The 26,189-nt window shown below is 72.1% G+C and carries 29 protein-coding genes; 15 read left to right on the plus strand and 14 right to left on the minus strand.

Annotated features, from left to right (window positions below):
- On the plus strand, window positions 1-817 hold an 817-nt coding region (locus ACFYYW_RS46850), incomplete at its 5' end, for an NAD(P)H-binding protein (protein ID WP_387660484.1).
- Between the two features lie 73 nt (window positions 818-890).
- Here ACFYYW_RS46850 and ACFYYW_RS46855 read toward each other — a convergent pair.
- From ACFYYW_RS46855 to ACFYYW_RS46870, 4 genes are all read right to left on the minus strand, one after another.
- Complete coding sequence (locus ACFYYW_RS46855) at window positions 891-1,793, minus strand: aminoglycoside phosphotransferase family protein (protein ID WP_387660487.1); 903 nt, start codon at window positions 1,791-1,793, stop codon at window positions 891-893.
- 111 nt (window positions 1,794-1,904) lie between these two features.
- A complete protein-coding gene (locus ACFYYW_RS46860; protein ID WP_387660490.1) occupies window positions 1,905-2,351 on the minus strand; it encodes a hypothetical protein in 447 nt (148 codons plus the stop codon).
- Between the two features lie 128 nt (window positions 2,352-2,479).
- On the minus strand, window positions 2,480-2,806 hold the full coding sequence (locus tag ACFYYW_RS46865) for an NUDIX domain-containing protein (protein WP_387660659.1): 327 nt from the start codon (window positions 2,804-2,806) through the stop codon (window positions 2,480-2,482).
- A gap of 48 nt (window positions 2,807-2,854) precedes the next feature.
- A complete protein-coding gene (locus ACFYYW_RS46870) occupies window positions 2,855-4,258 on the minus strand; it encodes an MFS transporter (protein WP_387660492.1) in 1,404 nt (467 codons plus the stop codon).
- A 90-nt stretch (window positions 4,259-4,348) separates the two neighbouring features.
- On the opposite strand from ACFYYW_RS46870, the gene ACFYYW_RS46875 reads away from it, so the two are divergent.
- The 6 genes from ACFYYW_RS46875 to ACFYYW_RS46900 all read left to right on the plus strand — a co-directional run bounded on the left by ACFYYW_RS46875 (window position 4,349) and on the right by ACFYYW_RS46900 (window position 10,091).
- Window positions 4,349-4,918 carry a TetR/AcrR family transcriptional regulator gene (locus ACFYYW_RS46875; protein ID WP_387660494.1) on the plus strand — a complete coding sequence of 190 codons (570 nt, stop codon included), beginning with the start codon at window positions 4,349-4,351 and terminating at the stop codon, window positions 4,916-4,918.
- Window positions 4,919-5,122: 204 nt separating this feature from the next.
- Window positions 5,123-6,064 (plus strand): zinc-binding alcohol dehydrogenase family protein, encoded by a 942-nt coding sequence (locus ACFYYW_RS46880; RefSeq protein WP_387660497.1) that lies wholly within the window; start codon window positions 5,123-5,125, stop codon window positions 6,062-6,064.
- Window positions 6,065-6,218: 154 nt separating this feature from the next.
- On the plus strand, window positions 6,219-6,779 hold the full coding sequence (locus ACFYYW_RS46885) for a hypothetical protein (protein WP_352327579.1): 561 nt from the start codon (window positions 6,219-6,221) through the stop codon (window positions 6,777-6,779).
- Between the two features lie 37 nt (window positions 6,780-6,816).
- Window positions 6,817-7,836, plus strand: a complete 1,020-nt coding sequence (locus ACFYYW_RS46890) for a hypothetical protein (protein ID WP_387660500.1) — start codon at window positions 6,817-6,819, stop codon at window positions 7,834-7,836.
- 10 nt (window positions 7,837-7,846) lie between these two features.
- A complete protein-coding gene (locus ACFYYW_RS46895) occupies window positions 7,847-9,181 on the plus strand; it encodes a Dyp-type peroxidase (RefSeq protein ID WP_387660503.1) in 1,335 nt (444 codons plus the stop codon).
- Window positions 9,182-9,221: 40 nt separating this feature from the next.
- Window positions 9,222-10,091, plus strand: coding sequence for a bile acid:sodium symporter (locus tag ACFYYW_RS46900; protein ID WP_352327576.1), 870 nt, complete (start codon window positions 9,222-9,224; stop codon window positions 10,089-10,091).
- Between the two features lie 60 nt (window positions 10,092-10,151).
- Here the strand turns inward: ACFYYW_RS46900 and ACFYYW_RS46905 are convergent, their stop codons facing one another.
- From ACFYYW_RS46905 to ACFYYW_RS46915, 3 genes are all read right to left on the minus strand, one after another.
- Window positions 10,152-10,736, minus strand: a complete 585-nt coding sequence (locus ACFYYW_RS46905) for a TetR/AcrR family transcriptional regulator (protein WP_387660506.1) — start codon at window positions 10,734-10,736, stop codon at window positions 10,152-10,154.
- Between the two features lie 25 nt (window positions 10,737-10,761).
- Window positions 10,762-12,288, minus strand: a complete 1,527-nt coding sequence (locus ACFYYW_RS46910) for an MFS transporter (RefSeq protein ID WP_387660509.1) — start codon at window positions 12,286-12,288, stop codon at window positions 10,762-10,764.
- Window positions 12,289-12,391: 103 nt separating this feature from the next.
- On the minus strand, window positions 12,392-13,399 hold the full coding sequence (locus ACFYYW_RS46915) for a hypothetical protein (protein ID WP_387660512.1): 1,008 nt from the start codon (window positions 13,397-13,399) through the stop codon (window positions 12,392-12,394).
- A gap of 78 nt (window positions 13,400-13,477) precedes the next feature.
- On the opposite strand from ACFYYW_RS46915, the gene ACFYYW_RS46920 reads away from it, so the two are divergent.
- The 4 genes from ACFYYW_RS46920 to ACFYYW_RS46935 all read left to right on the plus strand — a co-directional run bounded on the left by ACFYYW_RS46920 (window position 13,478) and on the right by ACFYYW_RS46935 (window position 16,918).
- Window positions 13,478-14,080 (plus strand): TetR/AcrR family transcriptional regulator, encoded by a 603-nt coding sequence (locus tag ACFYYW_RS46920; protein WP_387660515.1) that lies wholly within the window; start codon window positions 13,478-13,480, stop codon window positions 14,078-14,080.
- Between the two features lie 77 nt (window positions 14,081-14,157).
- Window positions 14,158-15,606, plus strand: a complete 1,449-nt coding sequence (locus tag ACFYYW_RS46925) for an alpha/beta hydrolase (protein ID WP_387660518.1) — start codon at window positions 14,158-14,160, stop codon at window positions 15,604-15,606.
- 116 nt (window positions 15,607-15,722) lie between these two features.
- Window positions 15,723-16,493: an alpha/beta fold hydrolase gene (locus tag ACFYYW_RS46930; protein ID WP_387660521.1), complete on the plus strand. Its 771-nt coding sequence runs from the start codon at window positions 15,723-15,725 to the stop codon at window positions 16,491-16,493.
- Window positions 16,494-16,666: 173 nt separating this feature from the next.
- Window positions 16,667-16,918 (plus strand): hypothetical protein, encoded by a 252-nt coding sequence (locus ACFYYW_RS46935; protein WP_387660524.1) that lies wholly within the window; start codon window positions 16,667-16,669, stop codon window positions 16,916-16,918.
- A 103-nt stretch (window positions 16,919-17,021) separates the two neighbouring features.
- On the opposite strand, the gene ACFYYW_RS46940 is transcribed toward ACFYYW_RS46935, so the two are convergent.
- On the minus strand, window positions 17,022-17,900 hold the full coding sequence (locus ACFYYW_RS46940) for a LysR family transcriptional regulator (RefSeq protein ID WP_387660526.1): 879 nt from the start codon (window positions 17,898-17,900) through the stop codon (window positions 17,022-17,024).
- Between the two features lie 59 nt (window positions 17,901-17,959).
- Between ACFYYW_RS46940 and ACFYYW_RS46945 the strand changes: the two genes are divergently transcribed.
- On the plus strand, window positions 17,960-18,778 hold the full coding sequence (locus ACFYYW_RS46945; protein ID WP_387660529.1) for an alpha/beta fold hydrolase: 819 nt from the start codon (window positions 17,960-17,962) through the stop codon (window positions 18,776-18,778).
- A gap of 45 nt (window positions 18,779-18,823) precedes the next feature.
- Here the strand turns inward: ACFYYW_RS46945 and ACFYYW_RS46950 are convergent, their stop codons facing one another.
- On the minus strand, window positions 18,824-19,657 hold the full coding sequence (locus tag ACFYYW_RS46950) for an alpha/beta fold hydrolase (RefSeq protein ID WP_387660532.1): 834 nt from the start codon (window positions 19,655-19,657) through the stop codon (window positions 18,824-18,826).
- A gap of 85 nt (window positions 19,658-19,742) precedes the next feature.
- On the opposite strand from ACFYYW_RS46950, the gene ACFYYW_RS46955 reads away from it, so the two are divergent.
- On the plus strand, window positions 19,743-20,471 hold the full coding sequence (locus ACFYYW_RS46955) for a TetR/AcrR family transcriptional regulator C-terminal domain-containing protein (RefSeq protein WP_387660535.1): 729 nt from the start codon (window positions 19,743-19,745) through the stop codon (window positions 20,469-20,471).
- Window positions 20,472-20,498: 27 nt separating this feature from the next.
- On the opposite strand, the gene ACFYYW_RS46960 is transcribed toward ACFYYW_RS46955, so the two are convergent.
- Window positions 20,499-20,981: a MarR family transcriptional regulator gene (locus ACFYYW_RS46960; protein ID WP_352325397.1), complete on the minus strand. Its 483-nt coding sequence runs from the start codon at window positions 20,979-20,981 to the stop codon at window positions 20,499-20,501.
- A gap of 57 nt (window positions 20,982-21,038) precedes the next feature.
- Between ACFYYW_RS46960 and ACFYYW_RS46965 the strand changes: the two genes are divergently transcribed.
- On the plus strand, window positions 21,039-21,866 hold the full coding sequence (locus ACFYYW_RS46965) for an SDR family oxidoreductase (RefSeq protein WP_387660538.1): 828 nt from the start codon (window positions 21,039-21,041) through the stop codon (window positions 21,864-21,866).
- A 25-nt stretch (window positions 21,867-21,891) separates the two neighbouring features.
- On the opposite strand, the gene ACFYYW_RS46970 is transcribed toward ACFYYW_RS46965, so the two are convergent.
- Window positions 21,892-22,815: an NADP-dependent oxidoreductase gene (locus tag ACFYYW_RS46970; RefSeq protein ID WP_387660541.1), complete on the minus strand. Its 924-nt coding sequence runs from the start codon at window positions 22,813-22,815 to the stop codon at window positions 21,892-21,894.
- Window positions 22,816-22,887: 72 nt separating this feature from the next.
- Window positions 22,888-23,625: an SDR family oxidoreductase gene (locus ACFYYW_RS46975; protein WP_387660544.1), complete on the minus strand. Its 738-nt coding sequence runs from the start codon at window positions 23,623-23,625 to the stop codon at window positions 22,888-22,890.
- Between the two features lie 89 nt (window positions 23,626-23,714).
- On the opposite strand from ACFYYW_RS46975, the gene ACFYYW_RS46980 reads away from it, so the two are divergent.
- A complete protein-coding gene (locus tag ACFYYW_RS46980) occupies window positions 23,715-24,554 on the plus strand; it encodes a LysR family transcriptional regulator (RefSeq protein WP_387660547.1) in 840 nt (279 codons plus the stop codon).
- A gap of 173 nt (window positions 24,555-24,727) precedes the next feature.
- Here the strand turns inward: ACFYYW_RS46980 and ACFYYW_RS46985 are convergent, their stop codons facing one another.
- Entirely contained in the window at window positions 24,728-25,090 is a 363-nt protein-coding gene (locus tag ACFYYW_RS46985) for a nuclear transport factor 2 family protein (protein WP_387660550.1), read from the minus strand.
- 146 nt (window positions 25,091-25,236) lie between these two features.
- On the minus strand, window positions 25,237-26,139 hold the full coding sequence (locus tag ACFYYW_RS46990; protein ID WP_387660553.1) for a LysR family transcriptional regulator: 903 nt from the start codon (window positions 26,137-26,139) through the stop codon (window positions 25,237-25,239).
- Between the last annotated feature and the right edge of the window lie 50 nt (window positions 26,140-26,189).

Consider the following 26,189-nt stretch of genomic DNA (forward strand, 5'->3'; position numbering starts at 1 on the left):
GGCCCCCCCCCCCCCGCCCCGCCCCCGCCCCCCGCCCCCCCCCCGCGGCCCCGCCCCCCGCCCCCCCCCCCGCCCGCCCCCCCCGGGGGGGGGGGGGCCCCCCCCGCCCCCCCCCCCCCGGCCGGACACTCTCGACGCCGCCCTCGACGGCGTCCGAAAGGCCTTCGTCCTGCCGCCCGGGTACGGCCCCGACGGCCCCGTCCAGGAGCGCAACCTGGTGGCCGCGGCGGCCCGCGCCGGGGTCTCCCAGCTGGTCAAGCTGTCCACCAGCGGCGTCACCTTCGACGCCACCGACCCCATCAGCACCGGCCATCGGCTCGGCGAACAGGTCGTCATGGACTCCGGCCTGCCGTGGACGATGCTGCGCCCCGGCACCTTCATGGCCTACCTGTACGGCTACGCCCCCGCCATCGCCGCCGAGCACACCATGTACGTCACCGAAGGCGACCCCGTCTCCGCGATGATCCATCCCCGGGACATCGCCGCCGTCGCCGCGCACGTCCTGACCACGTCCGGCCACGACGGCCGGGCCTACACCCTCACCGGCGGCCAGGCCCTCGCACCCCGGGACCAGGCCGACGTCGTCGGCCAGATCCTGGACCGGCCGATCAAGCTCGTCGAACGCAGCGCAGCCGAGACCCGGGCGGAGTTCGACCGCCTCGGCTGGTCGGGGCCGCGTCTGGAGGCGCTGCTGGAGCTCAAGCGTCAATCGGCTGCCTGGGACTGGCAGATCTTCGACACCGTCGAAAGGCTCACCGGCCGGACGCCGCTGACCCTCCACGACTGGGTCCGCGAGAACGTCCACCTCTTCCGGTGACGGAATCACCACGGCGCAGGACGGGCTGCGGCGATCGAACGCCGGGCGGCCCCACGTGTGCGGGAAGTGTGTCTCACACGCCTTTCAGCACCCGATCTAGTGCCGCCCGGCCCGCGGGTCCCCAGTTCGGCTTGCCGCCGGGCAGGCCCCGATCTCCGTTCTGCCCCATGAGCAGCAGGAACAGGCTCTTCATGGCGGCCAGCCCGCGGGCGCGCCGGATCGCCGCCTCGTCCGCACGTCCGTACGCGTCGAAGAAGCGGGCGGCCGTGCCCGCGGGGAGCAGCGTCCAGGCGGCGGCGAGGTCCCACGCCGGATCGCCGGCGAACAGGCAACCGAAGTCGATGATGCCCGAGAGCGTCCCGTCCGAGACGACGACGTTCGCGGGATGGAGGTCGCCGTGCACCCACACCGGCGGGCCCTCCCACTCGGGGGCGGCGACCGCATCGGCCCACACGTCACGGACGGCCTCGACATCGCCGACGGCGTCGGGGTCGACGGCCTGCAGGGACCGCTCGAAGCCGCTCGTGCACCTCCTGGGGTGAGCGCCGAGGTCCGAACCGGCGGGGGCCTCGGCGGGCGCCTCCACATGAAGCGCTCTGAGGAAGCCCGCCAGCGTGTCGGCCGCGTGGGCGCCCCTGCTGATCGAGCCGTGGTCCAGCGGCTCGCCGGGAACCCACGTCATCACGGTCCAGTGCTTGGGGAAGCGCCCTGACGGTTCGCCGAACCGCACAGGAGTCGGCACCGGCAGCGGCAGGCGCGGGGCCAGCACGGGTAGCCACCGCCGTTCCTTGAGCTGGAGCTCCGGGGTGGGGTCCATCCGCTGCATGCGCACGGCCAACTCGTCCCCGAGACGCCACATCTGGTTGCCCCAGCCACCCGCCACCTCCCGGATGGCCAGCCCGGCGAGGTCTGGATGTTGCTCCTGCAGCAAGTCACGGACCAGGTCGGCGGTGACGTCGATCTCGGTGTCGGTCATGGGACGTCACAGTAATCAAGCGGCCGGGCGCGCCGCGCGGCGAGTGCCTCAAGGCCGCGGCGCACACCTGGCGCGCCCGGGAAGCCGGGGCATCGGCCGGTCAGCACCCGCTCAGTCGATGCGCTGGCAGATCGTCACCGGCAGACGCGGCGACCAGGTGCGGGTGGCCTCGTCATAAGCCTGCGCGTAGCCGTTCTTGCCGCCGTAGCAGGGGGCGGCGATGGTCGTCTCCACGTAGATGGCGCCGCCGGGGGTGACGGGGTGGGTGCGCGCGACCACCCACCTGGAGAACTTGCTGACGCCGTTGTTGAACTTGACGGTCAGGAAGACGCGGTGGTCGACGGTGAAGTTGCCGCCGGCGACCTTGAGGTGGTTGTTGAAGGTGTAGGTGAACAGGAAGGAGCGCGCCTGCGCGAGCTCCTGGACGTGGCTGGTGTTGTCGAGGTCGGAAGGCGAGGCCGTCGACGCGTTCGCGGCGCCGCTCATGGCCGGGACGGTCAGGGCGATGGTCGCGGCGGTGGCGGTCAGGCCGAACAGGGTGCGCAAGCTGCGGTTCATCGGAACCTCCTGCTGTATGGGGGCTTGACCACTATTGAGCGGTAGACCGCCTGCAACGCGCTTTCAACCCTCCAGACGCGGCCCACAACACCGCCTGCCCGGCCTTGCCGCCGGGGGGCGGCTGTTCGTCATGCAGCAGAGTGGCCGAGATATCGGCGCAGGGCATGTCGTCCAGCTGGGACGAAGGGCCCTCGGTCGACCAGCTTCCACAGTTCCGGCTCCGTGAGCCAGGCGTGCCAACCGATCTCGGACGGGTCGGGGGCCAACGGCTCGGCGATCAAAGCCTCGTGCACCCCGAACCAGACAGGGCTGACCCCTGCCTGGCACAGGAACGTGAACAAGAACCGGACCGGGACGCCGACACCCAGTTCCTCGACCAGTTCGCGAACCGCCGCGTCCTCATACGATTTCGTCCACCCGCTCGACCAGCTCGCCCATGCGGCACACGGTCGCAGACGCCACTGACAATCCGCTCAAGGACGTGAGCCGGCCGGGCCGAGCCGTCAGCGGACGCTCGCCGACCGCTCGGCCTCCCGACTGTCCGTCCGGACGTCGCTCGGCGTCCGGGCCGCGGTCAGCCACAAGCCGGTGAAGACGGCGCAGACCAGCGTCACGGCACCCGCCACGAGGAAGGCGCTGTTGAGGCCGGACTCGAACGAGGCACCGCCGGACTCCCGCAGGTGCACGATCGCACCGAGCACCGCCACGCCGAGCACCGCGCCGATCTGCCTGGTGGTGCTGCTGACGCCCGAGGCCAGGCCGCCCTCCTGCGGGCTGACCGCCTGGATCGCGGCCCCGGTCAGCGGCGACATGGTGAGCGCGAACCCGATGCCGGCGACCGCCAGCCGCCACCACACGTTCCCGTAACCGGTGTCGGCGTGGACGAAGCCCAGCGCCAGCAGCCCCACCCCGGCCAGCGCCAGGCCGACGCCGGCGACGACGCGGAAGCCGTACCTGGCCGCGAGCCGGCCCGCGTACGGGCTGACGACCACCATGGTCAGCGAGACCGGCAGGGTCTGCAGCCCGGCGACGAGGATCGAAGTGCCCTGGACGTAGACGAAGAACTGGGAGAAGAAGAACGACGACCCCATCAGCGCGAACCCGACCGCGACCATCGCCGTGTTGGACACCGTGAACAGCCGCTGACGGAACAGCCGCAGCGGCAGCATCGGCGTCGGCACCCGGCCCTCGACCACGATGAACGCGGCCAGGAGCGCCAGTCCGGCGGCGAAGCTGCCGAGGATCACCGGCGAGGTCCAGCCTCGGGAACCGCCCTCGATCAGGCCGTAGGTCACAGCGCCCACGCCCGCGGCGGACAGGACCGTGCCGGGGACGTCGATCGGCGGCGCGCCCGGGTTGCGGGACTCCCCCAGCACGCGCAGCCCGGCCAGCAGCAGGACCGCCCCGATGGGCACGTTGACCAGGAAGATGGCGGGCCAGCCGAAGGACTCGACCAGGATCCCGCCCGCCAGCGGTCCGGCGGCCAGGCCGATGCCGCTGAACCCGGCCCACAACCCGATCGCCCTGACGCGCTCCTTCGGGCCGGGATACGCGGCGGCGAGCAGCGCCAGTGAGGCTGGGCTCAGCGCCGCGGCGCCGACGCCCTGCAGCACCCGTCCGGCGATCAGCCAGCCGAGCGAGGGCGCCAGCGCACACACCACCGAGGCCGCCGTGAACACCACCACCCCGGCCAGGAACACCCGCTTGCGGCCGAACCGGTCGGCGAAGACGCCGCCCGCCAGCAGCAGCATGGCCACCAGCAGCACGTAGGCGTCGACGATCCACTGCAGGCCGGTCAGCCCGGTGTGAAGCCGCTGCTGCATGTCGGGCAGGGCGGCGCCGACGATCGTGTTGTCGAGCAGCACCATGAACTGACCTGCGCAGGTCAGGGTAAGCAACGCTCTCACGTACATCTCTCCTAAAAGCAGTTGGTGACTGCGTTAACGTAGACCCACTTGAGCTCTAACGCAAGTCCCAACTGCGTTAAGGTGGGACGCATGGATGAGCAGGGGCGGGCCAAGCGGCCCGGCGGGCGCAGCGCCCGGGTCCGCGCGGCGGTGCATCAAGCCGTCACCGAGCTGGTCAGGGAGCGCGGCTACGGACATTTCACGATCGGCGACATCGCGGCCCGTGCGGGCGTGGCCGACACCAGCCTCTACCGCCGGTGGGGCAACCTCCAGGCCCTGCTCAGCGATGTGTTGCTGACCCGGCTCAACGCGCAGTCGCCGATGCCTGACACCGGCAGCCTGGCCGGCGACCTGCGCACTCACGCCGCCAACGTGGCCCGCGAGGTCACCGGCCCCGACGGCCTGGCGCTGGTGCGGCTGACGCTCGCGCTGTCCGGCGAGGGTCAGCAGGGCCTTCAGGCGCGCGACGAGCTTCTGGCCGACCGCACCAGCCAGCTGCAGGCGGTGCTCGACCGCGCCCGCGACCGCGGCGAGGACCCGCCTGACGTGCTGGAGGTGCTGGACCACCTCCTGGCGCCGATCTACATGCGCGTCCTGTTCGGCGCGGGGCCGCTCACCCCCGACTACCTCGACGGGCTGGTGGACCGGCTGCTCGCCTGACCCGGTCCGCGGAACCGGCGGCCCAAAGAGCAGTGCGTGAACCCCGGACATCCCCGAGTGCCGGCCCGCAGGCCCCCGCCCGAGTGACGCGCCGCCTCATCGTCAGCCGCCGCAAGAAATGCATGAAGACTCTTCATGGATTCCGTCTCATCCACAAATCGTGCCCGCTGCCTGCGCGACCGTGCGGCTCCTAGCGTCTACGGCATGAGAGCGATGGTTGCGGAACGCCTTGGCGAACCCGATGTCCTGACCCCCGCCGACCTTCCCGACCCGACGCCGGGCCCCGGCCAGATCCTCCTTGACGTCGAGGCCGCCGGTCTCAACTTCGCCGACGCCGAACGTCTGCGCGGCACCTACCTGCCGCCGCAACTGCCGTTCGTCCCCGGCGGTGAGGTCGTCGGCCGGGCCCCGGACGGTCGCCGCATGCTGGCCTTCGCCGGCGCCGCCTTCGCCACCAAGGCGCTGGTGACGGATCCGGTCGAGATCCCCGAAGACCTTTCCGCGGGCGCCGCGCTCGCCCTGCTGGTCCAGGGCTTGACCGCCTGGCATCTGCTGCGTACCGCCGCGCGGGTCCGCCCCGGCGAGACCGTCGTCGTCAACGCCGCCGCCGGAGGCGTCGGGCACCTGGCGATCCAGCTGGCCAAGGAGTTCGGCGCCGAACGGGTCGTCGGCACCGCCTCCACCCCCGGCAAACGTGCGCTGGTCCGCCGGCTCGGCGCCGACGCCGCCATCCCCGGCGACGCCGACGGCTACGCCGAGCGCGTCCGTGAAGCCAACGACGGCGCCCTCGCCGACGTCATCCTCGACGCCGTCGGCGGCCCCGTCTTCGAGGCAGCCGCCCATGCGCTGGCCCCCTTCGGCCGCCTGATCGCCTACGGCACCTCCGGCGGGATCGACGCCGCCCCCATCGACCCCGGGATCCTGAGCGAGCGCAACATCACCGTCGGCGGCTACTGGCTGGGCGCCCACCTGCGCCTTCCCGGCAGCCGTGCCGCCGAGCCGCTGCACGACCTGCTCGCCCTGGCCGCCTCGGGACGCGTCCACCCCGTGGTGGGCGCCGAATACCCGCTCGACGAGGCCGCCACCGCCCTCACCGCCCTGACCACCCGCCGCACCACCGGCAAGGTCATCCTCCGCATGACGTAGCCGCCATCAGCCATTCGCGCCCGTTCGACGCGGCGGGCGGTGATGCGTTACAGCAAGCCGCGAAAGTGCACGCCCGGGGTACGCGTGGGAGAACGGGACCCGGTGCCCCACTATGGGACACTGGTGTCAGTCAGGTCGCGTCAGCCTTCCTCCCATGAGCACGACGATGGAGAGGACGGCCATGCAGATCAGGCCGCAGGCGATGGTCATCCCGAAGGAGACCGACCACCTGGAACAGGGCAAGTACGGGCCCGTCTTCCCGCGCAGCCCCGCCTGCTACGGATTCACCGTCATCGCCAGGGTCAAGCCCGGCCGCGCCGACGCCATCCGGGGCTACGGCCACACGCTCGCCGAGGCGCTGAAGGACGATCCCGACCTGCTGGCCCCCCTGAAGCTGCACTACCTGCGCTGGGTGCTGTTCGACGACGACACCCGCTTCATGTACCAGGGGATCTTCGACACCGACTTCGACAAGTACACCGAAGACGCCATCGCGCTGTTCACCAGGGCGGGGGTGAACACGGTCTTCGAGAACCTCGAAGGTTTCCCCGAGGACTGGAAGACCAACCCGGAGGCGTTCGTCAGGTTCGTCCGCGAGCACCACTGCCCGAGCTTCATCGAGTACGGCGAGTACCCGTACGTCACCGCCGACGAGATCAAGAAGGCTCTGCGGATCAAGAGCGCTCTGTCGGACATGCTCGACCAGCTGCAGTGACGGCCACGGACGGCGCAGGAGAGGCGCAGGAGATCAGATGAGTGAGCCGAAGACGGCGCGCACCTACAACCAGAACCACGTGCCGCGCCCGTACGCCCCCGGCCGGCGGCGGGTGAGCGTCTACGTCGCATGGAGCTATCCGGCCGAGGCGGGCCGGGACGTCACCGGGCTGGACAACCGGTTCTCCACGATGACCGAGGTGCGCCGCGTGCAGTGGCCCGCCTACGAGGACCCGCAGTGGTCCGACCCGCTGCGTTTCCAGCAGGGCATCGCGGGCGGCCTGGAGCTGTTCTTCTGGGGCTGGCTGCCCTTCCAGCGGTTCGTCCAGGAGGCCACCGGATATCAGGTGCCGGTCTACCAGCGCGTGGATCAGGCCGGGTTCCACACCCCGCTGGACGAGCGGGTGCTGGCCGACACCGACACGCTGTTCGTGTGGGGACTGGACCACATGATCACGGGACAGGAGGCCACGGCCGCCGAGATCGAGGCGGTACGCGACTTCCTCACCCGCGAAGGGACCTGCCTGGCCCTGGGGCCCCATCATGACGTCGGCGCGACGGACGACCTGGCGATGCGCGACGTCGAGTACCACCATCACGGCGACGCGCTCGTGCCCCGCCAGCAGCGCTTCGGCCGGTACACCCGGTCGCTGATGGCGGGGCTGGGGCTGCCGGTGGAGAACCGGTACGGGCTGCGTCCCGCCGTGATGGGGACGGGGCAGAACGCCCCGCTGTCCATCGCCAGGGACCTGGACACCAAGGGGTGGCTGGAAGGGGTGTCCCACTTCAACTTCCACATGCACCTCCCCCACTACGCCGTCACCACCGACGACCCCGACGCCGTCCGGGTGCTGGGCCGGCAGCCGATCGATCTGACCAGGCCGACGCACCCGTTCGTCGAGGCGGGGAACACCGAGTTCAACATGTTCCTGTGGCTGCCTCCGCGCGGCGACCGGGCCGGGGACGTCATCTTCGCCGACTCCACGATCTTCAGCTCGCTGTTCGGCATCGACGACAGCCTGCGCGCCTTCTGGAACAACCTCCTCAGAGCCACGTGAGCGGGATCCGGTGAACGAACACCTTCCGGCCGTGCTCGACCTGGACGACATCCAGCGCGGCGTCCTCAGCCCGCGGCCGACCCCGTACGCGGCGACCTACGTCCTGTTCCGCGTGGACGACCGCGTACCGGGCCGGGAGCTGATGCGGCGGCTGAGCGCGGTGGTGACCTCGGCCGCCGACTCCGTGAGCCCGCTGGGGGACACCTGGGTCAGCGTCGCGCTCACCTACCAGGGTCTCAAGGCCCTCGGGGTGCCCCAGGCGTCGCTGGACACGTTCGCGTGGGAGTTCCGGCAGGGCATGGCGGCGCGTGCCGCCGCGCTGGGCGACACCGGCGACAGCGACCCGGCCCGCTGGGAGCCGCCGCTCGGCACGTCCGACGCGCATGTGCTGCTGGTGGCGCTCGCGCCCGACGACGGGCGGCTGGAGGCCGCCCTCGACAGCGCCCGCCCGGCCTATGAGGCCCTTCCCGGCGTGACGGCGATCTGGCGGCAGAACTGTCACGCCCTGCCCACCGAGACCGAGCCCTTCGGCTACCGCGACGGCATCAGCCATCCCGCCATCGAGGGCAGCGGCGTCGCCGGTTCCAACCCGCTGGAGGTGCCGCTCAAGGCGGGCGAGTTCGTGCTCGGCTACCCCGACGAGCTCGGCGGCACCCAGGCGCCGCGACCCGACGTGCTCGGACGCAACGGCACCTACGTGGCCTTCCGCAAGCTGCACCAGCGGGTCGCGCTGTTCCGGCGCTACCTCAAGGACAACGCCACGAGCCCGCAGGACGAGGAACTGCTGGCCGCGAAGATCATGGGCCGCTGGCGCAGCGGCGCGCCGCTGGCCCTCTGCCCGGACCACGACGACCCGGTCCTCGGCGCCGACGACGCACGCCGCAACGCCTTCCTCTACCAGCGGGACGACCCGGCGGGTTTCGTCACCCCCGGCGGCTGCCACATCCGCCGGGCCAACCCTCGTGACGCGGCGGTGGCCGGCGTCCCGAGGCTGCACCGCATGATCAGACGTGGCACCGTCTACGGGCCGCCGCTGCCCGACGGCGTCCTGGACGACGACGGCGCCGACCGGGGGCTGATGTTCGCCTTCATCGGAGCCCACCTCGGCCGGCAGTTCGAGTTCGTCCAGACCGAATGGATGAACGACGGCGTCTTCTTCGGCGCGGGCCCGGCCAGGGACCCTCTCACCGGTTCCGCCGACGGCTCCGGCGATTTCACCATTCCCCGGCGTCCCGTACGGCGGCGCCTGTGCTCCCTGCCCCGATTCGTCGTCACGCGTGGCGGCGAGTACTGCTTCATGCCGAGCCTGAGCGCGTTGCGCTGGCTCGGCGACCTCACCGGGTGAGGGTGATGGCACCGCTCCGGCCCGATGATCGGAGGTGTTCGTGAACACCCTGCACCTGCTGCTCAACGCCGTCACCGTCATCTTCATCGCGGCCACCATGTTCGCCGCCGGGCTCGGCACGACCTTGCCGGACCTGCGCGCCGTCCTCGTTGACGGCCCGCTGCTCGCCCTGGTGCTCCTGACCAACCTGCTCGTCCTGCCGCTGCTCGGCTGGGGCGTCGCCGCGCTGTTCGGCCTGCCGGTGCCGGCGTTCGTCGCGCTGCTGCTGATCGCCTCCTCACCCGGCGGGCCGTTCGGCGCCAAACTCGGCATGGTGCAGCACGGTGACGTGGCCGCAGGAGCGGCGATGCAGGTCCTGCTGGCCGCCATCGGCAGCATCACCTTCGGCCCGACGGCGAACATCCTCCTCAACGCGGCCGACGTGGGCGGCGGGCTCTCCCTGGACGTCGCGACCCTGATGCTGACCGTGGCGGTCCTGCAGCTCGTCCCGTTCGCCGTCGGCCTGATCATGCGCCATCACGCGCCATCCGCAGCACGAGCATGGCATCCTGCGGCCGCGACCGTCTCCAACGTGACGTTCCTGGCCGTGCTGGCGGGCATGCTCGTCGGGAACTGGCGCGACGTCGTCGCGCTGATCACCTCACGCAGCCTGCTGGCGGGTTTCCTCCTGGCCGCCGCCGCCTTCGTGCTCGGTACGGTCCTGGCCACCGGAACATGGCCACGCCGCACCACCATGGGCGGCGTCGCGGCCGTACGCAACGCCGGGCCGGCGCTCGCCGCCGTCGGCATCGCCTTCGGCGACGAGCCGGCCGTTCTGGGCGCGCTCGCGGCCGTCCTGCTCAGCGGCCTGGCCGCGGCCCTGCCGATCGCCGCGGTGCTGAGCCGCCGCCGGGACGACTCCACGACATGAACTCCTTCCCCGGCACCAGCCCAGGGCAGTTGCTGTGCGGGTGAAAACGTAGGCGAACGCTCAGCCGCGGACGGCCAGTCGCAGGACGGCCTGGATGTGATCAGGGTCGGCGGGCACGTTGTCGAGGAGGATCGCGGTGCACAGCCCGTCGGAGGCCGCGACGAGGGCGGCGACGGCGGCGGGGTCGTCGGTCAGCGTGGTGGCGAGTTCGGCGATGTTCTGCCGCCAGCGTCGTGCCACGGGACGCAGTGCGGGACGGCGGGCGGCCAGGGTCGCCAGCTCGCGTTCGGCCAGGGCGCGTTCGCGTCCGGAGCCGGCGGACTCGGCGATGAGGTGGGCCAGGCCGCTGAGCTTGTCGCCGGGGGCGTCGATGATGTCGCGGATGCGGGCGGTGTAGGCGTCGGCGACCGTCGTGAGGGCGGCCACCAGCAGGTCGTCGAGGGTGGCGAAGTAGTAGGTGCTCAGGGACGTCGTGATGCCGGCCTGCTTGGCGACCGTGCGATGGGTGACGCCGGCCGCGCCGTCGCGGGTGACCACGGCGAGGGTGGCCTCGATGATCTCCGCGCGTCGTCTCTCGCCACGCGCGCGGCGTCCGTCGACGTGCTCGCTGTCGTCGGTGGCGTCGTCCTTGCTGCTCCTCGGCACGGGCCCAGGATAGTCGGACCATCGTTCAAACGCCGGGGTCGCGGTTCTGCGCCGCCCTGAGCGCGGGGACGTGACGCAGCAGCGCGAGGCACAGGGCCGTGGCGGCGGCGATGGCGACCCCCGCGACCAGGGAGGCGACGTTGAGCCCGGTGGTGAAGGCGTGCCGGGCCGCCTCGACGGTCCCGGGCGGCAGGCTGTCGGCGATCGCCACGGTCGCGTTCAGGCTGTCGGTGAGGAGGCCGGAGCTCTCCGGCGTCAGACCTTCGGGCACCGTCACCTGAGCACGGTAGACGGCGGTGGTGAGGCTGCCGAGCAGGGCGACGCCTATGGCGATGCCGAGTTCCTGGACCGTCTCGGAGATCGACGCCGCCGACCCCGACCGCGCGGCCGGCACCGCGCCCACCACCATGTCGGTGCCCAGCGCGGCGAGGGCGCCCAGCCCGAGATAGACGAACGTGAAGCCGGCCGCCACCGGCACCTCGTCGTCGAGCCCCGCGGTGGCGAGCAGCGCGTAACCGGCGAGGGACGCCCCGAGGGCGGCGCCCATGACCGAGCCGGGACGGAAGCGCCGGGCGACCAGCGGAGCGCCGATGGCGGCGGCGAACATCGCCAGCGCCGGCGGTCCCATCCAGAGCCCCGCGTCGAAGGGGGTGAGCCCTTCGACGAGCTGGAGGTACTGCGTGACCAGGTACATCGAACCCCCGGCCCCGGCCAGGCCGATGAGCAGCACGCCCGAGGCCACGACGAAGGCCCGGTCGCCGAACAGCGTCACGTCCAGCAGCGGATCGGGCAGGCGGCGTTGGCGGCGGACGAACACGATCGCGGCCGAAACGCCCGCCACGGCACAGCCGAGGGCCGGCCCGCCGGGGCCGTCGGAGGCGAGGTGCTTGACGGCGTAGACGACCGGCAGGATCGCCGCCAGGGACAGGCCCACGCTGATCAGGTCGAGCCGGCCGCCGGACGGGGCCGCGTACTCGGGAAGCAGGGCGCGCGCCCCGGCCAGGACGACGACGGCGACGGGCACCGCCGCCAGGAACGGCGCTCCCCACCAGAAGGAGTTCACCAGGGTTCCGCCCACGATCGGCCCGGCGGCCATGCCGAGCGCGAACATCGTGGCCCACACCCCGATCGCGACCGCGCGCTGCCGCGCGTCGGGGAACATGTTCGAGATCAGCGACAGCGTGGACGGCATCAGCGTCGCCCCGGCCACCCCCAGCAGGGCTCGCGCGAGGATCAGCAGCTCGGCCGTGGGGGCGAACGCGGCGAGCACCGAGAGCGCCGCGAAGGCGGCCATCCCGGCCTGCAGCAACCGGCGCCGTCCGATCCGGTCGCCCAGGGTGCCCATGGTGATGAGGAACCCGGCGACGAGGAACCCGTAGGCGTCCATGATCCACAGCAGTTGGCCGACTGACGGTGACAGGTCGGCCGCCATGCTCGGCGCCACCAGGTACAGGACGGTCACGTCCAGGCCCAGCAGCACCGTCGGCATGGCCAGCAGGCCCAGGCCCGCCCACTGGCGCGCCCCTGCCCGCGTGAACTGTTGCCGTGTCATCAGGTCCCCCTCGCTCTCATCATGTTGAACGCTAGTACAACTTGTACGTGCGTTCAACATGATGGGCACGGCGGGCCGGTCGGAAGGTCTGGCGGAACCGGAGTCAGCGATCGCCGTGCGCGCCGGTGAGGGTGGCGCCGATCTCCGCCATCCGCTCGGCCGCGTACCCGGGGTCGATCAACGCCTCGGGGGTGTGCAGGCCGGGCGGCACGGGACCGCCGCGCAGGCCGAGCAGTCGTTCGACGCCGAGGGCGACGCCGAGCGCCGTCAGGGGGCGCTGCCCCTCCGGGTGGAAGAGGTAACGGCTCGTCCTGAGCGGCGCGCCCGCGCGGTCCACGCCTTCGAGGTCGATCCTGACCTCCGCGGAGGGGGGCCCGCCGCGCCGCCTGCCCGCCGACTCACCGACCGCGAACGCGAAACGCACGTCGGACGCGCCCGTCGCGAGGGCCAGGCTCGGCACGTCGAGGATGGGGACGACCTGGCCGGGCAGCACGGCGCCGTCGATGCCGGTGACCGCCACCTCCGCGTCGGGGCCGGCGATCCACCGGAACACGCCGTCGCGGCGAACGTGCCCCGCCGAGACGGCGGCCATCAGGCGTTCCATGTCCGCCACGGCCGCGGGACCGCCGCTGTCCTGTTCGTCCAGCACGCCGCCGACGTCGATGGTGTCGAGCCGGCCGAACTCCCCGGCGAGGCCGAGCACCGCAAGGACGACGAGCCCCGCGTACCAGTGGCCGGCCAGCAGGACCGGCGCCGCGCCGGCCCGCAGGCCGGCGGCGACGACCTCGGGGCCGATGTCGACCAGGCCGCTGGAGATGCTGAGGTACGGCAGGCCGCGGTCCTGCGCGTAACGCAGTCCGTTCAGGTGGCTGTCCCACACCGTCGCCACGACCGCCGAGTAGCCGCCGGCCCCCTGGAGGCCCAGGTCGCCTCGCCGCAGATCGATGGTCGCGGCCGTCGCGCCGCCGAGCTCGCCCGCGACCCGCCGGGCGCGGCCGAGATCGCGGCCCGCGATCGTCAGCGGCAGCTCCGGGTGCCACCGGCGCAGCAGAGCCGCGGCGCCCGCGCCCGCCTGGCCGGATCCACCCATGATCAGTACGGAGTGCTCCACGGTGACATCCTCCCGCTAACCTACATTCTGTAAGTTACATTTTGTAGCTTAAGCTGTGAGGCGACGCAAGGGAGGACGATGACCACGGGATCGACCCGCCTGTCCAAGCCGGCCAGGCGGGAGCAGCTGCTCGACACCGCCATGACGATCGTGCGCGCCCACGGCACCGACGGCCTCACGCTGCTCAGCCTGGCCGAGGCCGCCGGGGTGAGCAGGCCGGTCGTCTACGACCATTTCGGCACCCGTCCCGGGCTGCTGATCGCGCTCTACCGGCGGCTCGACGAACGGCACCGGGCCGCCTCGGAGCAGGCTCTGCGTGACGCCCCGGCCGTCCCCCGCGAGATCGCGCGCGTCCTGAGCGCCGCCTACTTCGCCTGCGCCGCCGACATGCCGGAGTGGACCGCCGTCTCGGCCGCGCTCAAGGGCAGCCAGGAGATGGAGGCGATCGAGCGCGAGCTGCTCGACGCCTACACGGACCTGATGGTCACCGCCCTGCGGCCGCACTCCGGGCTCCCGCGGGAAGACCTCCGGCTTCGCTGCGTCGGCGTGCTGGGCGCGGCCGAGGCGATCGCCGCGGAGCTGAACCGGGGGCGCGCCACCGTCGCCACGGCCGTCGCGGCGCTGACGGACCTGATCGTCGGCAGCATCGACGCCGCAGCTCCCCAGAGCCGTACGAGATGAACTGTCGGCCGTTCGGCCGATGCGGCAGGTCCGAAAGGCCGATGGCGGAGGCCGGCGAGTCGGAGACGATCTAGATCATGAACTGGACCCCTCTCGTCACGGGCTTGGCGCTGATCGCGGTGGCGATCCCGGCGGCCCCCGCTTCCGCGACCGGCGAAGCGACCCCAGCAGCAGGCATGACCAGCACGGACGCGATCGACTGGCGAGCCTGCGGGAAGGAGCCGGGAGCCGAGTGCGGCGCCCTCGCCGTGCCGGTGGACTGGGCGAAGCCGGACGGGCCGCAGGTCTCGCTGAACATGACGCGACGCAAGGCCACCGGACAACGGATCGGGGCGCTGTTCTACAACCCCGGCGGACCCGGGACGGGTGCGGCCGACCTGGTGCGGGATTGGGCGCCGTACTACTTCTCCGAGGAGCTGCGCGAGCGGTTCGACATCGTCGGGATCGATCCGCGCGGGGTCGGCGGCAGCGAGCAGATCCGATGCGGGAAGGCGGTGCACGATCCGGCCGTCACGCAGTTCCCCGAGACGCGGCAGGAGTACGACCGGCTCGTCGCGCACAACCGGGCCGTGGGCGAGAGCTGCGGGCCGTTGATCCGGCACATGGACACCGGGAGCGTGGCACGGGACTTCGACGCCGTGCGGGCCGCGCTGGGCGAGGAGCAGATCAGCTACCTGGGACGGTCCTACGGAAGCATGCTCGGCACCGAGTACGCGCGACGGTTCCCCGGCCGGGTGCGGGCGATGGCCCTGGACGGGATCGTCGATCACGGGATGAGCTCGCGCCAGATGGTGCGCGATGCCGCGGCGGCGGTGGAGGACGGGTTCGGCAGGTTCGCCGGTTGGTGCGAGCGGACGCAGGAATGTGAGCTGCACGGCCGGTCGGTACCGCAGGTGTGGGATGCGCTGGTGCGCAAGGCGGAGGAGAGGCCGATCCCGGTCACCGGCGGACGTCCGCTGACGGCGGACGAACTGCGCTACGTCGCGTACGCGATGCTCACGATGGCCCCCGACTTCAACGGCGGTCTGGCCCGGGGCATCGTCCAGGCGGAGCAGGGCGATGCGGTGCTCTTCGGGCAGATGCGGGCCGAGGCACTGGACCACCCCGCGACGACCTCGGCCTACCGGGCGGTCCTCTGCCAGGACATCTCCCCTGAGATCAACGGATTCCCGCAGCTCAGGGCGCGGGCGCGGGACGTCGTTCGGAGGGCCCCGCACATGCGCGGGACGTCGGAGTTCTGGGACATGACGACCGGGTGCGTGGGGTGGCCCGTGCCGCCGTCCAATCCGCAGCGGCCGGTGCACATCACCCAGGCGCCGCCCGTTCTGCTGGTCGGCAACACGCATGATCCCGCGACGCCGCTCGCCTGGGCCAAGAGCCTGGCCAGGGGCATCAAGGGGGCACAGGTGCTGACCTATGACGGCGACGGGCACACCTCGTACCTGCGTAACGCCTGCGCGACCGGGAGCGTCGACCGCTACCTGATCTCCGGGACGCTTCCCGTGCCCGGCACGGTCTGCCGCTGAACCCCGCGGGCTCCCGGCTCGCTCGGGCGCCCTGGCGGTGACGTGCGATGAGTTTCCGGCCGCCGTGTCGTACCAGTCTCGTAGACCCGTACGCGACGAAGGGAACGAGCGGCACGATGGCCGACCACATCGAAGTGAACGGCGTGCGCACCTGGTACGACGAGCGCGGCGCCGGAGACCCGCTGGTGCTCCTGCACGGGGGCCTGACCGACAGCCGGGACTTCACCGGCAACCTGGACGCGCTGGCCGAACGGTTCCGGCTCCTGCTTCCCGAGCGCCGGGGCCACGGCCACACGCCCGACGTGCCGGGGCCGTTCTCGATGGAGGCGTTCGCGGACGACACCGCGGCGTTCATCGGCGAGACGGTCGGCGGTCCCGTGCGGCTGGCCGGATACAGCGCCGGGGCGATGGTGGCGCTGTGGACCGCCGTGCGCCATCCGCACCTCGTCGAACGGCTCGTCCTGATCAGCGGCGGTTTCCACCCGGACGGGATGATCCTGCGGCCGAGCACCGACGCGCCGCCTCCGCCGCCGCTGCTGTCCGCCTACGCCGAGGTGTCGCCGGACGGGGCCGGCCACTTCCCCGTCGTGATCGCCAAGGCGGCCCGGTCGGTCACCGCGGACCGGCCGCTGACCCCCGACGACCTGGCCGCCGTCACCTGCCCCACGTTGGTCATGTCCGCCGACGACGACATCATCACCCTGGAGCACACCCTGGAGCTGTACCGGACGCTGCCCGCGGCGCAGCTGGCCGTCGTGCCGCAGACCTCGCACCTGCTGCTGCGCGAGAGGCCCGAGTTGTGCGTCCGGCTGGTCGGCGACTTCCTGACCAGCGCCCCGGCTCCCACCTGGATGCCGATCCGGCGCGCCGCCGGCCAGCCGTACTGACCAAAGAGATCGGCGCTCACACCCCACCGAAACGCGCCACTGGCCCCGTCACCACCGCCCGCCACGCCGCGCCGGCCCGGCCGCGGTCGTGCGGCCGTCGGGCGGTGGCACAGGACGCCTCCATCACCCTCAACTCCGTCACCGCATAAGGCAGCCCCACCAGAACCGCCGTCATGAACGTCACCTACACCTGCACCGACATCCAGCTGGCCAGAGTCGTCGGCACCCTGTGGTTCAGCTGGGGCTCTCCCAACGGCGGCACCGACGACGTCATCTGCGACGGCCTGCGCCACAACGAGAACCTCACCATCAACGCCACCTTCAACACCTTCCAGCGCGGCGACCAGGTGGACGCCAGCGCCACCTTCGCCGGCATCATGCCGCCCTTCAATGACGAGGACAGCCGCAGCATCACCATCCGCTGAAGGCCCCCCGGCCACCGCCCGGCCCCTCCAGCACAGGTATCGGGAGCCCGGGCCCCGCCGATCACCACCGCCTGGCCGGTGAGACGATGCCCCGCCCGTCGGCCTACCCGCCGAAGGCCTGTCCGTACGGGACGTCGGCCAGGTCGAGGAAGGCGCGCACGGCGGGCCCGCAGTCGCTCGGCGACAGGACGGCCAGGGCGAGCGTCCGGGTGAGGCGCGGTTCGAGCGGCCTGGTCGTGACCGGTCCGAGCTGGGCCGGCAGCCCGAGCGTGGGCACGATGCTGACCCCCAGGCCGGCGGCCACCATTTCGAGGATGGCCGACTGGCCGCCCGCCTCGCAGGCGACGTCGAGCTCGGCGCCGGCCTGGCGTGCCGCCTCGGTGATGAGCGGACGGCAGCCCGCCGTGGTGAGGATGAACGGCTGCCCGGTCAGGTCGGTGATGTGGACGGTCTCCTGCCCGGCCAGGCGATGGCCGGCCGGCACCACGGCGACCATCTCGTGCGTGCTGATCGGGATCGTGTGCAGGCCGGGAGCCGGGAGCGTGACCACGCCGACCTCGGCCGCGCCCCTGCGCAGCCAGCCGCGGACGTCGTCGTCGGCCCCCTCGAACAGGCGTACCTGGACCTGGGGGTGGCGATCGGTGAAGGTCCGCAACCGGGGGGCGATTAGGGTGCCGGTGGCACTGGGCAGGCTGGCCAGCCGGAGCGGCCCGGTGACCTGACCGGCGGCGGCTGCCACCTCCGCGCGGATCAGGTCGAAGTGGCGCAGGGCCTCGCGGGCGCGAAGGTGGGCGCGCCGCCCGGCCTCGGTGAGGGCGATGCCGTCGCTGTGACGGACGAACAGGGGGGCGCCGAGCTCGCGTTCGAGACTGGCGACGGCGCGGCTGACAGCCGGCTGGGACATGCCGAGCAGGTCCGCCGCCGCGGTGAACCCGCCTTGCTCGGCCACCGCGATCAGCGCTCGGAGCTGCGTCAACGTCATGGGGCCATACCCTAAGTGGTATTTGACCGGCATTGCCGCATTCCCCGATGGTTATGGCCATGTCCACACGCATGACGATCGACGTCGACGGCCGTACGGCCAGCTATCTGACGGCGGGCGAGCACGGCCCGCAGGTCCTGTTGCTCCACGGCACGTATTGGAGCCGCGTCTGGCTGCCGGTGCTCGACGACCTGGCCGCGGCCGGGTTGCGGCCGGTGGCAGTCGACCTGCCCGGCCTGGGCCGCTCGGAAGGGGAGCTGACGCTGGAGACGGCCACCGTGCCCGCGCTGGCCGCCTGGGTGGCGCGCTTCGCGGCGGCGCTCGGCATGGACGCGCCCGCGGGCGTGGCCGGGCACGACATCGGCGGCGCGGTCGCCCAGCACCTGCTGGTCGGCGGCGAGCTGACGGTTCCCCGGCTGGCGCTGGTCAACTCGGTGAGCTACGACTCCTGGCCGGTGCCCGGCGTGGCGCGCTACCGCGACCCCGCCGTGGTCGCCGCCACCACCGTGGAGGACCTGCTCGCCGCCCGGCGCGTGGCCGTCACCACCGCCCTGGCCCGGCCCGTCGCCGAAGGCGAGGTGGACGACTATCTCGACCCGTGGCGCGAAGCACGCGTGGGGCGGTCCTGGATGGCGCTGGCCGGCGCCGCCGACAGCCGCTACACCCTCGACCTCATGCCCGCCCTGCTCGCCTGTGACGCGCCGAAGCTGCTGGTGTGGGGTGAGGACGACACCTTCCAGCAGGTCGGCTACGCCCAGCGGTTCGCCGACGAGGTGCCGAACACGACGCTGGTGCGGGTCGCCGAGGCCGGTCACATCCCCATGGAGAACGACCCCGCGCTGGTCGCCCGCACGCTGGCCAGGTTCTTCCTGGCTTGACGGGCCTCGCCCCTCCGGCGCGGTCATGACGCGTCCGAGGGGCGGTCAGGCGTCCGACCAGAGGGCGCTGAGCAGCGCGTTCAGCCGCTCCGGCGCCTCGACGTGCGGGTAGTGGGCGCTGCCCGGCACCTGCTCGTGCCGGGCGCCGATCCGCTCGGCCGTGACCCGTGCGCACGCCATGAGAGGGACGCCCCCGCGCTCCCGGTACGGCCCGGGCGCGCCCTCCCAGGTGCCCGAGACGACCAGTTTGGGGAAGGACGCCGCCCGCAGCGCCGGCAGCGGGAGGCCCGCCTCCCAGCAGACGCGTTCGCGCAGCGCCGTGGCGGCCGCGCGCAACCGCCGATCCCCCGTGCCGGGCTCGGGCATGCCGGTCGAGCCGGCGGCGGCGCGCAGCCACTCTTCGGGCGTCAGGTCGGGAAGGTCGGCGTAGGCGGCGCGGTTGGCGCGCAGCGCCTCGGCCACGGCGGGGTGGTCGGCGGCCGCCTGGTAGCCGCCCGGCTCGATCAAGGTGAGCGAGCGCACCGCCTCGGGCCGGCGCGCCGCCGCGATCATGGCTCCGACGGCTCCGTAGGAGTGGCCGACCAGGTGCGCGCCCGCGCCGAGGAGTTCGGCGACGTCGTCGGCGTCGGCCAGGTAGTCGCCGGGGAACCTGTCCCCGGCGTCCGGGCTGCCGCCGTAGCCCCGGCGGTCCATCAGCAGCAGCCGGAACCGGCCGGCCAGCGGGCGTTGCGCCGCGAACCCGTACACCGGGTCGTCGCCCCAGCTCGTGGAGCCGTGCACGAAGACCGCCGGCGGCCCGGACTCGGGGCCGAGCGCGGTCACGTGCACGTCGCCCGGCAGCGGGCCGTTCGCGCGGAACATCAGTGCGGGGGCGGACATCCGACTCCTCCTTGAACAGCGTTCAATGTTCTTGAACGTTGTATAAGGGAATGGATGGCGACGTCAAGGCGGGTAGGGTGATCGCGTGCCGTCGTCAGAGTTCTCCGGCGGGTCCGTGTGGCTGCGTCCCGAGCGGCCGCCGCGCGACCGCCAGCTCACCCGTGAGCGGATCGTCGAGGTGGCGGTCGCCGTCCTCGACGCCGAGGGTCACCGCGGGCTGTCGATGCGCCGCGTCGCCACCGAGCTGGGGGTGACCGCCGGGTCGCTGTACTGGTACGTCGCCACCAAGGACGACCTGCTGGAGCTGGCCCTCGACCGCGTGCTGGGCGAGGTGCGCGCCGGCCCCGGCACGCCCGGCTGGCGGGACGGCCTGGCGGCGCTGGCCCGCAGCAACCGCGCCATGCTGCTGCGTCACCGGTGGGCCCTGTCCGAGCTGACCGTCAGGCCCAACCTCGGCCCGAACGCGCTCGCCCTGGCCGAGACCGGGCTGCGGCTGCTGGACCGCGCCGGGTTCGCAGGCCCCGACCTCGACGCCGCCATGGCCGCCGTCAACGACCATGTGGTCGGCGCGGTCATCGCGGAGGTCGCCTGGCGCGACACGCTGGCCCGCATGAGCGGGACCGGATCCGGCTGGGACGAGCAGGCGGCCGACTACCTCCGCCAGGTCGCCGAACGCCACCCGACGTTGGCGAGCCGGATGGCCGCCACGGGCGAGATCGACGTCGAACGCGAGAGCGAGCGGCGCTTCACGTTCGGCCTCGACTGCCTCCTGGACGGCCTGGCCGCTCGCTGCGCGTCCCCGTCCCGGTCATAGGGGCACGGTTCCGTCGCGGACCTCGCCTCACCAGGTGCGCACCTCGTGCGCCCACGCGATCAGCCCCGCCACGAACCCCTGACGGTCCGACGGCGAAAGGTTGTCCAGCACGCGCAGCAGCGGCGCGGCACGCAGGGCGACGAACCCCTCGACCATGGCCCGATGGTCAGGGGCCAGCGACACCAGGGTGCGGCGGCGGTCGGCCGGATCCTCCCGGCGTTCGACCAGGCCGGCCCTGCTGAGGTCGCCCACCAGCTCGCTCGCGGTCGGCAGCGACATGCCCATCCTGTCGGCCAGCTCGCTCACGCTGAGCGAGGACTCGACGGTCAGCTGCGGGATGACCGCGCCGTGCCTCCCGGTGAGCCCGTGGCTGCGGAAGATCTCCCGCAGCCGGTCCGGCATCTCGGCCTGGGCTCGCCGGAAATACGCCTCCACCAGGGGTACGAAGCCGAGGGCTTCCCTGACCTCCTCGGGGCGTGGCAGTCGCGGGGGCGAAACGGGGTCCGTCACGGTCACAGGTTACAGTGCCCATATCCAAACAGTTCGGATATCCGAAGTGAGGTAGACGTGATTCTGGTGACAGGCGCCACGGGTAACGTCGGGCGTCATCTGGTGGACCTGCTGCTCGGGGCGGGCGAGCAGGTCCGGGCGATCAGCCGCAACCCCGAGCGGGCCGGCCTGCCCGACGGCGTGGAGGTGGTCAGAGCCGACCTGTCGCAGCCTGAGGACCTGCGGGCCGCGTTGCGGGGAGCCGACCGCGCGTTCCTGCTCCCGGCCGCCGGCCAGGTGGACGGCTTCGTGCGCGAGGCCGCGAGGGCCGGCCTCGGGCACGTGGTGCTGCTGTCCGCGCTGGCGGTGACCATGAAGCAGGCCGGCGTGCTGGGCAGCGCCCACGCCGAGTACGAGCGGGCCGTGGCCGGGTCGGGGCTGCCGTGGACGTTCCTGCGTCCCGGCGCGTTCATGGCCAACGACCTGCGGTGGGCGCCCGGCGTCAAGAACGGCGGCGTGGTGCGCGCCCCGTTCGCCGAGGCCGCCACCGCGCCGATCGACGAACGCGACATCGCCGCGGTGGCCGCGCGGACGCTGCTCGACGACGGGCACGCGGGCAAGGCGTACGAGCTGAGCGGGCCCGCCTCGCTGACGACGGCCGAGCGGGTACGGATCCTCGGCGAGGTCCTGGGCCGCGACCTGCGTCTGGAGGAACTGTCTCCGGAGCAGGCGCGCGAGCAGCTGATCCCGCAGGTCCCCGCGCCGGTCGTGGACTCGATGCTCACGCTGTTCGCCTCGTTCGTCGGCAGGGCCGCGGACGTGTCCCCGGTCGTGCGCGAACTGACCGGCGGCGCACCGCACACCTACGCCGACTGGGCGGCCCGCAACGCCGCGGCGTTCAGCTGACCCCGCCGGATCGACACGGTGCCGGTCAGGGGATGAGCACGATCTTGCCGTGGGTGTGTCGGCGTTCGAGCTCGGCGTAGGCCCGGCGGACCTGCGTCAGCGGGTAGACGCCGGCGATCGGGACTTCGAGGTGTCCGTCGGCGATCAGGGCGGCCAGGTCGGCGAGTACCTCAGCGCCCGGCCTGGCGTCGGGGCCGGGTTCGGTCCTGACTCCGTACCGCGCGGCTGCCGCGAAATCGGCGATGGTGTCGATCCGCTCGGCTGCGACGCCTAGGGCGAGAGCCATCTCGACGTACCCGCCGCCGTAGGCGTCGATGAAGGCGTCGACGCCGCCCGGTGCGGCGGCCTTGATCCGATCGATGACGCCGTCGCCGTATACGACCGGGATCACGCCGTGCGTTCGCAGCCACTCATGGTTGTGCTCGCCGGCCAGGCCGATGACCCTGGCTCCGGCGCGGCGCGCGAGCTGAACGGCGAGCGAGCCGACTCCTCCGGCTGCTGCGGAGATGACGACGGTCTCCCCGATGTCGAGCTGCAGGGAATGCACTGCCCGCCACGCCGTCACTCCGGCGACGTACAGGCCGCCCGCCGCCTCCCATGAGACGCCGTCCGGCTTGGGGATGAGGTTGCCGACGTCGACCAGGACCAGCTCGGCCTGCGCGGCCCGCCGCTCGGAGAACCCGATCACCTCGTCGCCGACCACGAACCGGCCGGCTCCGGCGCCGACCCCGGCGACGATCCCGGCGAGGTCGCCGCCCTGCCCGGACGGGAAGGTCGAGGGAAAGAGGTCGGCCATGGCGCCGGTGCGGATGGCCGCCTCACCGGGGTTGATGCCTGCGGCCTTGACCCGTACGAGCACCTGCCCGCTCTCCGGCACCGGCCGGTCCACCTCGTCGACCCGCAACACCTCGATTCCACCGAACTCGTCGTATCTGACTGCCTTTGTCATTGGCTTGCTCTCCTGTGGCGGGCGCTGCGCGGCTGACGTCGAGAAGGGGAACGGTTCATGCCGGTGTGGCGGTTACCAGGGCAGCGTTCCGGCGTCGTCGAAGAATCCGCCGGTCGGTCCGTCGTCGGGCAGGGTGGCGAGGTGAATCGCGATGGCCGCGCCCTGTTGCGGTGTGCGGACGCCCTGGAAGCCGTTGAGGTCGGTGGCGGTGTAGCCGGGGCAGCCGCAGTTGATCAGGATGTTGGTGTCGCCCAGTTCCTTGACGTACTGGACGGTGAGGGCGTTGAGGAAGGTCTTCGAGGCCAAGTAGGCGGCGGGAACCGCGCCCATGTCGATGCCGGGGGTGGTCTGCAGGGTGAGGGACCCGACGCTGCTCGACATGTTGACGATCCGCGGCGACGCTGAGGTGCGCAGCATGGGCAGCATCGCGTTGGTGACCCGGATGACGCCGATCACGTTGGTTTCCACGACCGCTCGCACGGTCGCGGGTTCCAGCGTGGTGGCCGTCTGTGGCATGTCGCCGGTGATCGCGGCATTGTTGACCAGGACGTCGAGCCCTCCGGCATGACCGGCGATCAGCTCGGCCGCGGCGGCGACACTCTCGTCGTCGGTGACGTCGAGCGGCACGCCGAACGCATCGGTCCCGGCCGCGCGCAGCTTCTCGACCGCGGTGTCGCGGCGGTGTGCATCCCGCGCGCCCACCCCGATCCGCCAGCCGAGCGCGCCGAGCCCTGCGGCGATCTCGTATCCGATTCCCTTGTTCGCGCCGGTCACCAGCGCGATCTTCCGTTCGCTCATGCCGTCGATCATGTTGCGGACCCAGGCGGGGCGTCCAAGACCGGTCAGGTGGACGCCGATACCGCACAGGTATCGGCCGTGGTCAACGCTACGATGAGCTCGTGGAGACGCGGGAGTTGCGATACTTCGTCGCCGTGGCCGAGGAGTTGCACTTCGGGCGGGCGGCACAACGGCTCTCGATGGCTCAACCACCCCTGTCGCGGGCGATCCAGCAACTGGAACGGCGGCTCGGAGTCGTTCTGCTGCACCGCGGCGCTCGCGGTGTCGCCTTGACCGAGGCCGGGTCGGTGCTGCTGCGGGAGGCCCGGCTCGCGCTCGACGCGGTCGAAGCCGCCGAGCGCCGCACCCGCCGCGCCGCTGCCGACCAGCCCGGCGTGGTCCTGGCCACCAAGGCCGGAGCGTCCAGGGAACTGTTGTCGAAGCTCCTGCACGCCTACGCCGCCGAACCGGGCTCAGTGCCCGTCGAGGTGATGCTGTGCGGGCCGGGCGAGCCGGAAAGTCTGCTGCGCACCGGGCGTGCCGACGTCGCTCTGCTGCACCGGCCCTATGACACGACAGCCGGATTCGACACCGAGGATCTGCACACCGAACAGCAGGTCGTGGTCCTGCCCAAGGGGCATCCCCTCGCCGACCGGGCGTATCTGTCGTCAGCCGAGGTCAAGGCCCAGACCGACCTGCCCCTGCCGCGCTGGCCCGGGCGGGACGGCGGCCATCCGGACGGCCCCGGCCCGCAGGTGCGTGACCATACCCAACTGTTCCAACTGATCGCGCTCGGACTGGCCTGCGCCGTCGTGCCCGAGTCCCTCCGAGACCAGCTGCGCGACGACTACGCCATCGTGCCGGTGCCGGACGCACCGGCCGTCACGACGGTCATCGCCTGGCCGCCACACAGCAGATCCAAGGCCGTCGCAGACCTCGTCCGAACCGCGACACGCCTTTAGCGGGGCCGCACGACTGTGCCGAGCGTGTGCCGGAAGACCATCTTCGTCTCCGGGTCATACAGCGGAGATTCAGGAAGGCCCAACGCGGTGGCATCCTTGCCTCTTTCCCCTCTGGCTTGATCCTTTCCGACGACCATCCGGCCGGCTGGTCGTCGGACAACTTGCTGGCTAGGTCAGTCGGTCGTGCTGGCGTGCGCGGCGATGATTCGCCAGCCGTGCGTCTCGTCGTATATCCAGGTACGGGTGTAGCGCATCCTGGCCGCGAACGGCGTACCGGAGACGGTCCCTTCGACGGTGCCGAGAAACCACGTCACTCCGGTGCGCCCATCGGCGAGCACGGTCAGATCCTCCTCGGTCACCTTCGTCATCACCTGTGTCCGAGTGCGGTGCAGCTCCAGGTCGTCCGCCTTGGTCGCAGTGTTCGCGCCGAAGGTGAAGATCAGCCGATCATCCAGCAGCCGATCCAGCGCCTCGACATCTCCAGCGAGCTGCGCGGCCTGGAGCCGGCGCTCGGCGTCCCGCAAGTCCTCCATCATGAGGTCCACCCTCCCAGCCGGCGCCGCATCCGCGCCAGGACGTTCACGCTCGGCTGATCTTCGCAGTCCAGAAGGCTTCCCGACAGGCCGTTGCCGTGATGCGGTGAACGGCTCGGATCGACTGGCCATCGTTGGTCTCTTACGCGTCAGCCCGGCAGCCAGTGCAGCTCGTGCGCCAGGGCTCTGGCGACGGCACGGACGCGGCGGTGCAGGGGCGACGGGTCGCGTGGGAGGACCAGGTGGATCGTCAGGCTGGGGGCGCCCCGCAGCGGTCGCCAGGTGATGTCGGCCGGTGATGCCGCGACCGCGGCTTCTCCGGCCGGGGCGAGGGTGAGCCCGTCGCGCAGGTCGCGCTGAGACATGTCGAAAGAGACTGCGGGCGTGTGGAACCGGGGGTGGGGTCGGGTGTCTCGGAACAGTGCGGACAGCTGATCGTGGATCACGGGGTTGGCCGCACGGTCCGGGAGTCGCAGCGGATACGCGGCCGCGTCGGCGATCTCGATCTCCGGGTGTACGGCCAGCGGATGGTGCTGCGCCAGCTGGACCCCGATGCGCTGACGCCGCAGCGGGAACCGGCGCACACCACGGCCCGGCTGTTCACCGCGGGTGATCCCGGCATCGATGCGGCCGTCGGCGACCGCCGGGGAGATCTCCGGTGTCGCCATCGGGACCGCGCTGACCTCAAGTCCGCTGTTGTCGCGAATCAGCCTGTCCACCAGGGCCGGTGCCGTCTCGGCCCCGGTGCTGAGGCTGTATCCGATGCGCAGCGTGCCCAGTTCACCGGCCGCCGCGCTCCGGGCGGCGTCCCATGCCCGGTCCAGCGCCGCCAGCGCGGGCGGCGCGGACTCCGCCAAAGCCGCACCGGCCGTGGTCAGTACGACGCTACGCGTGTTGCGGACCAGCAGGGCCGTACCGAGTTCGGCCTCCAGTCGGCGCATCCGGGCGCTGAGCGCGGGCTGTGCGATGCCGATCCGTGCGGCCGCGCGGGTGAAGTTCAACTCCTGCGCCAGCACCAGGAAGTACCGCAGGCTCACCGTATCCGGCGCCATTTGGCCTCCCTGCCGATTGATAACGATCCGTTCTGAGTCTATCCCGTACT

It is taken from the genome of Nonomuraea sp. NPDC001831, from assembly GCF_042892035.1.
Taxonomy (GTDB): Bacteria; Actinomycetota; Actinomycetes; order Streptosporangiales; family Streptosporangiaceae; genus Nonomuraea.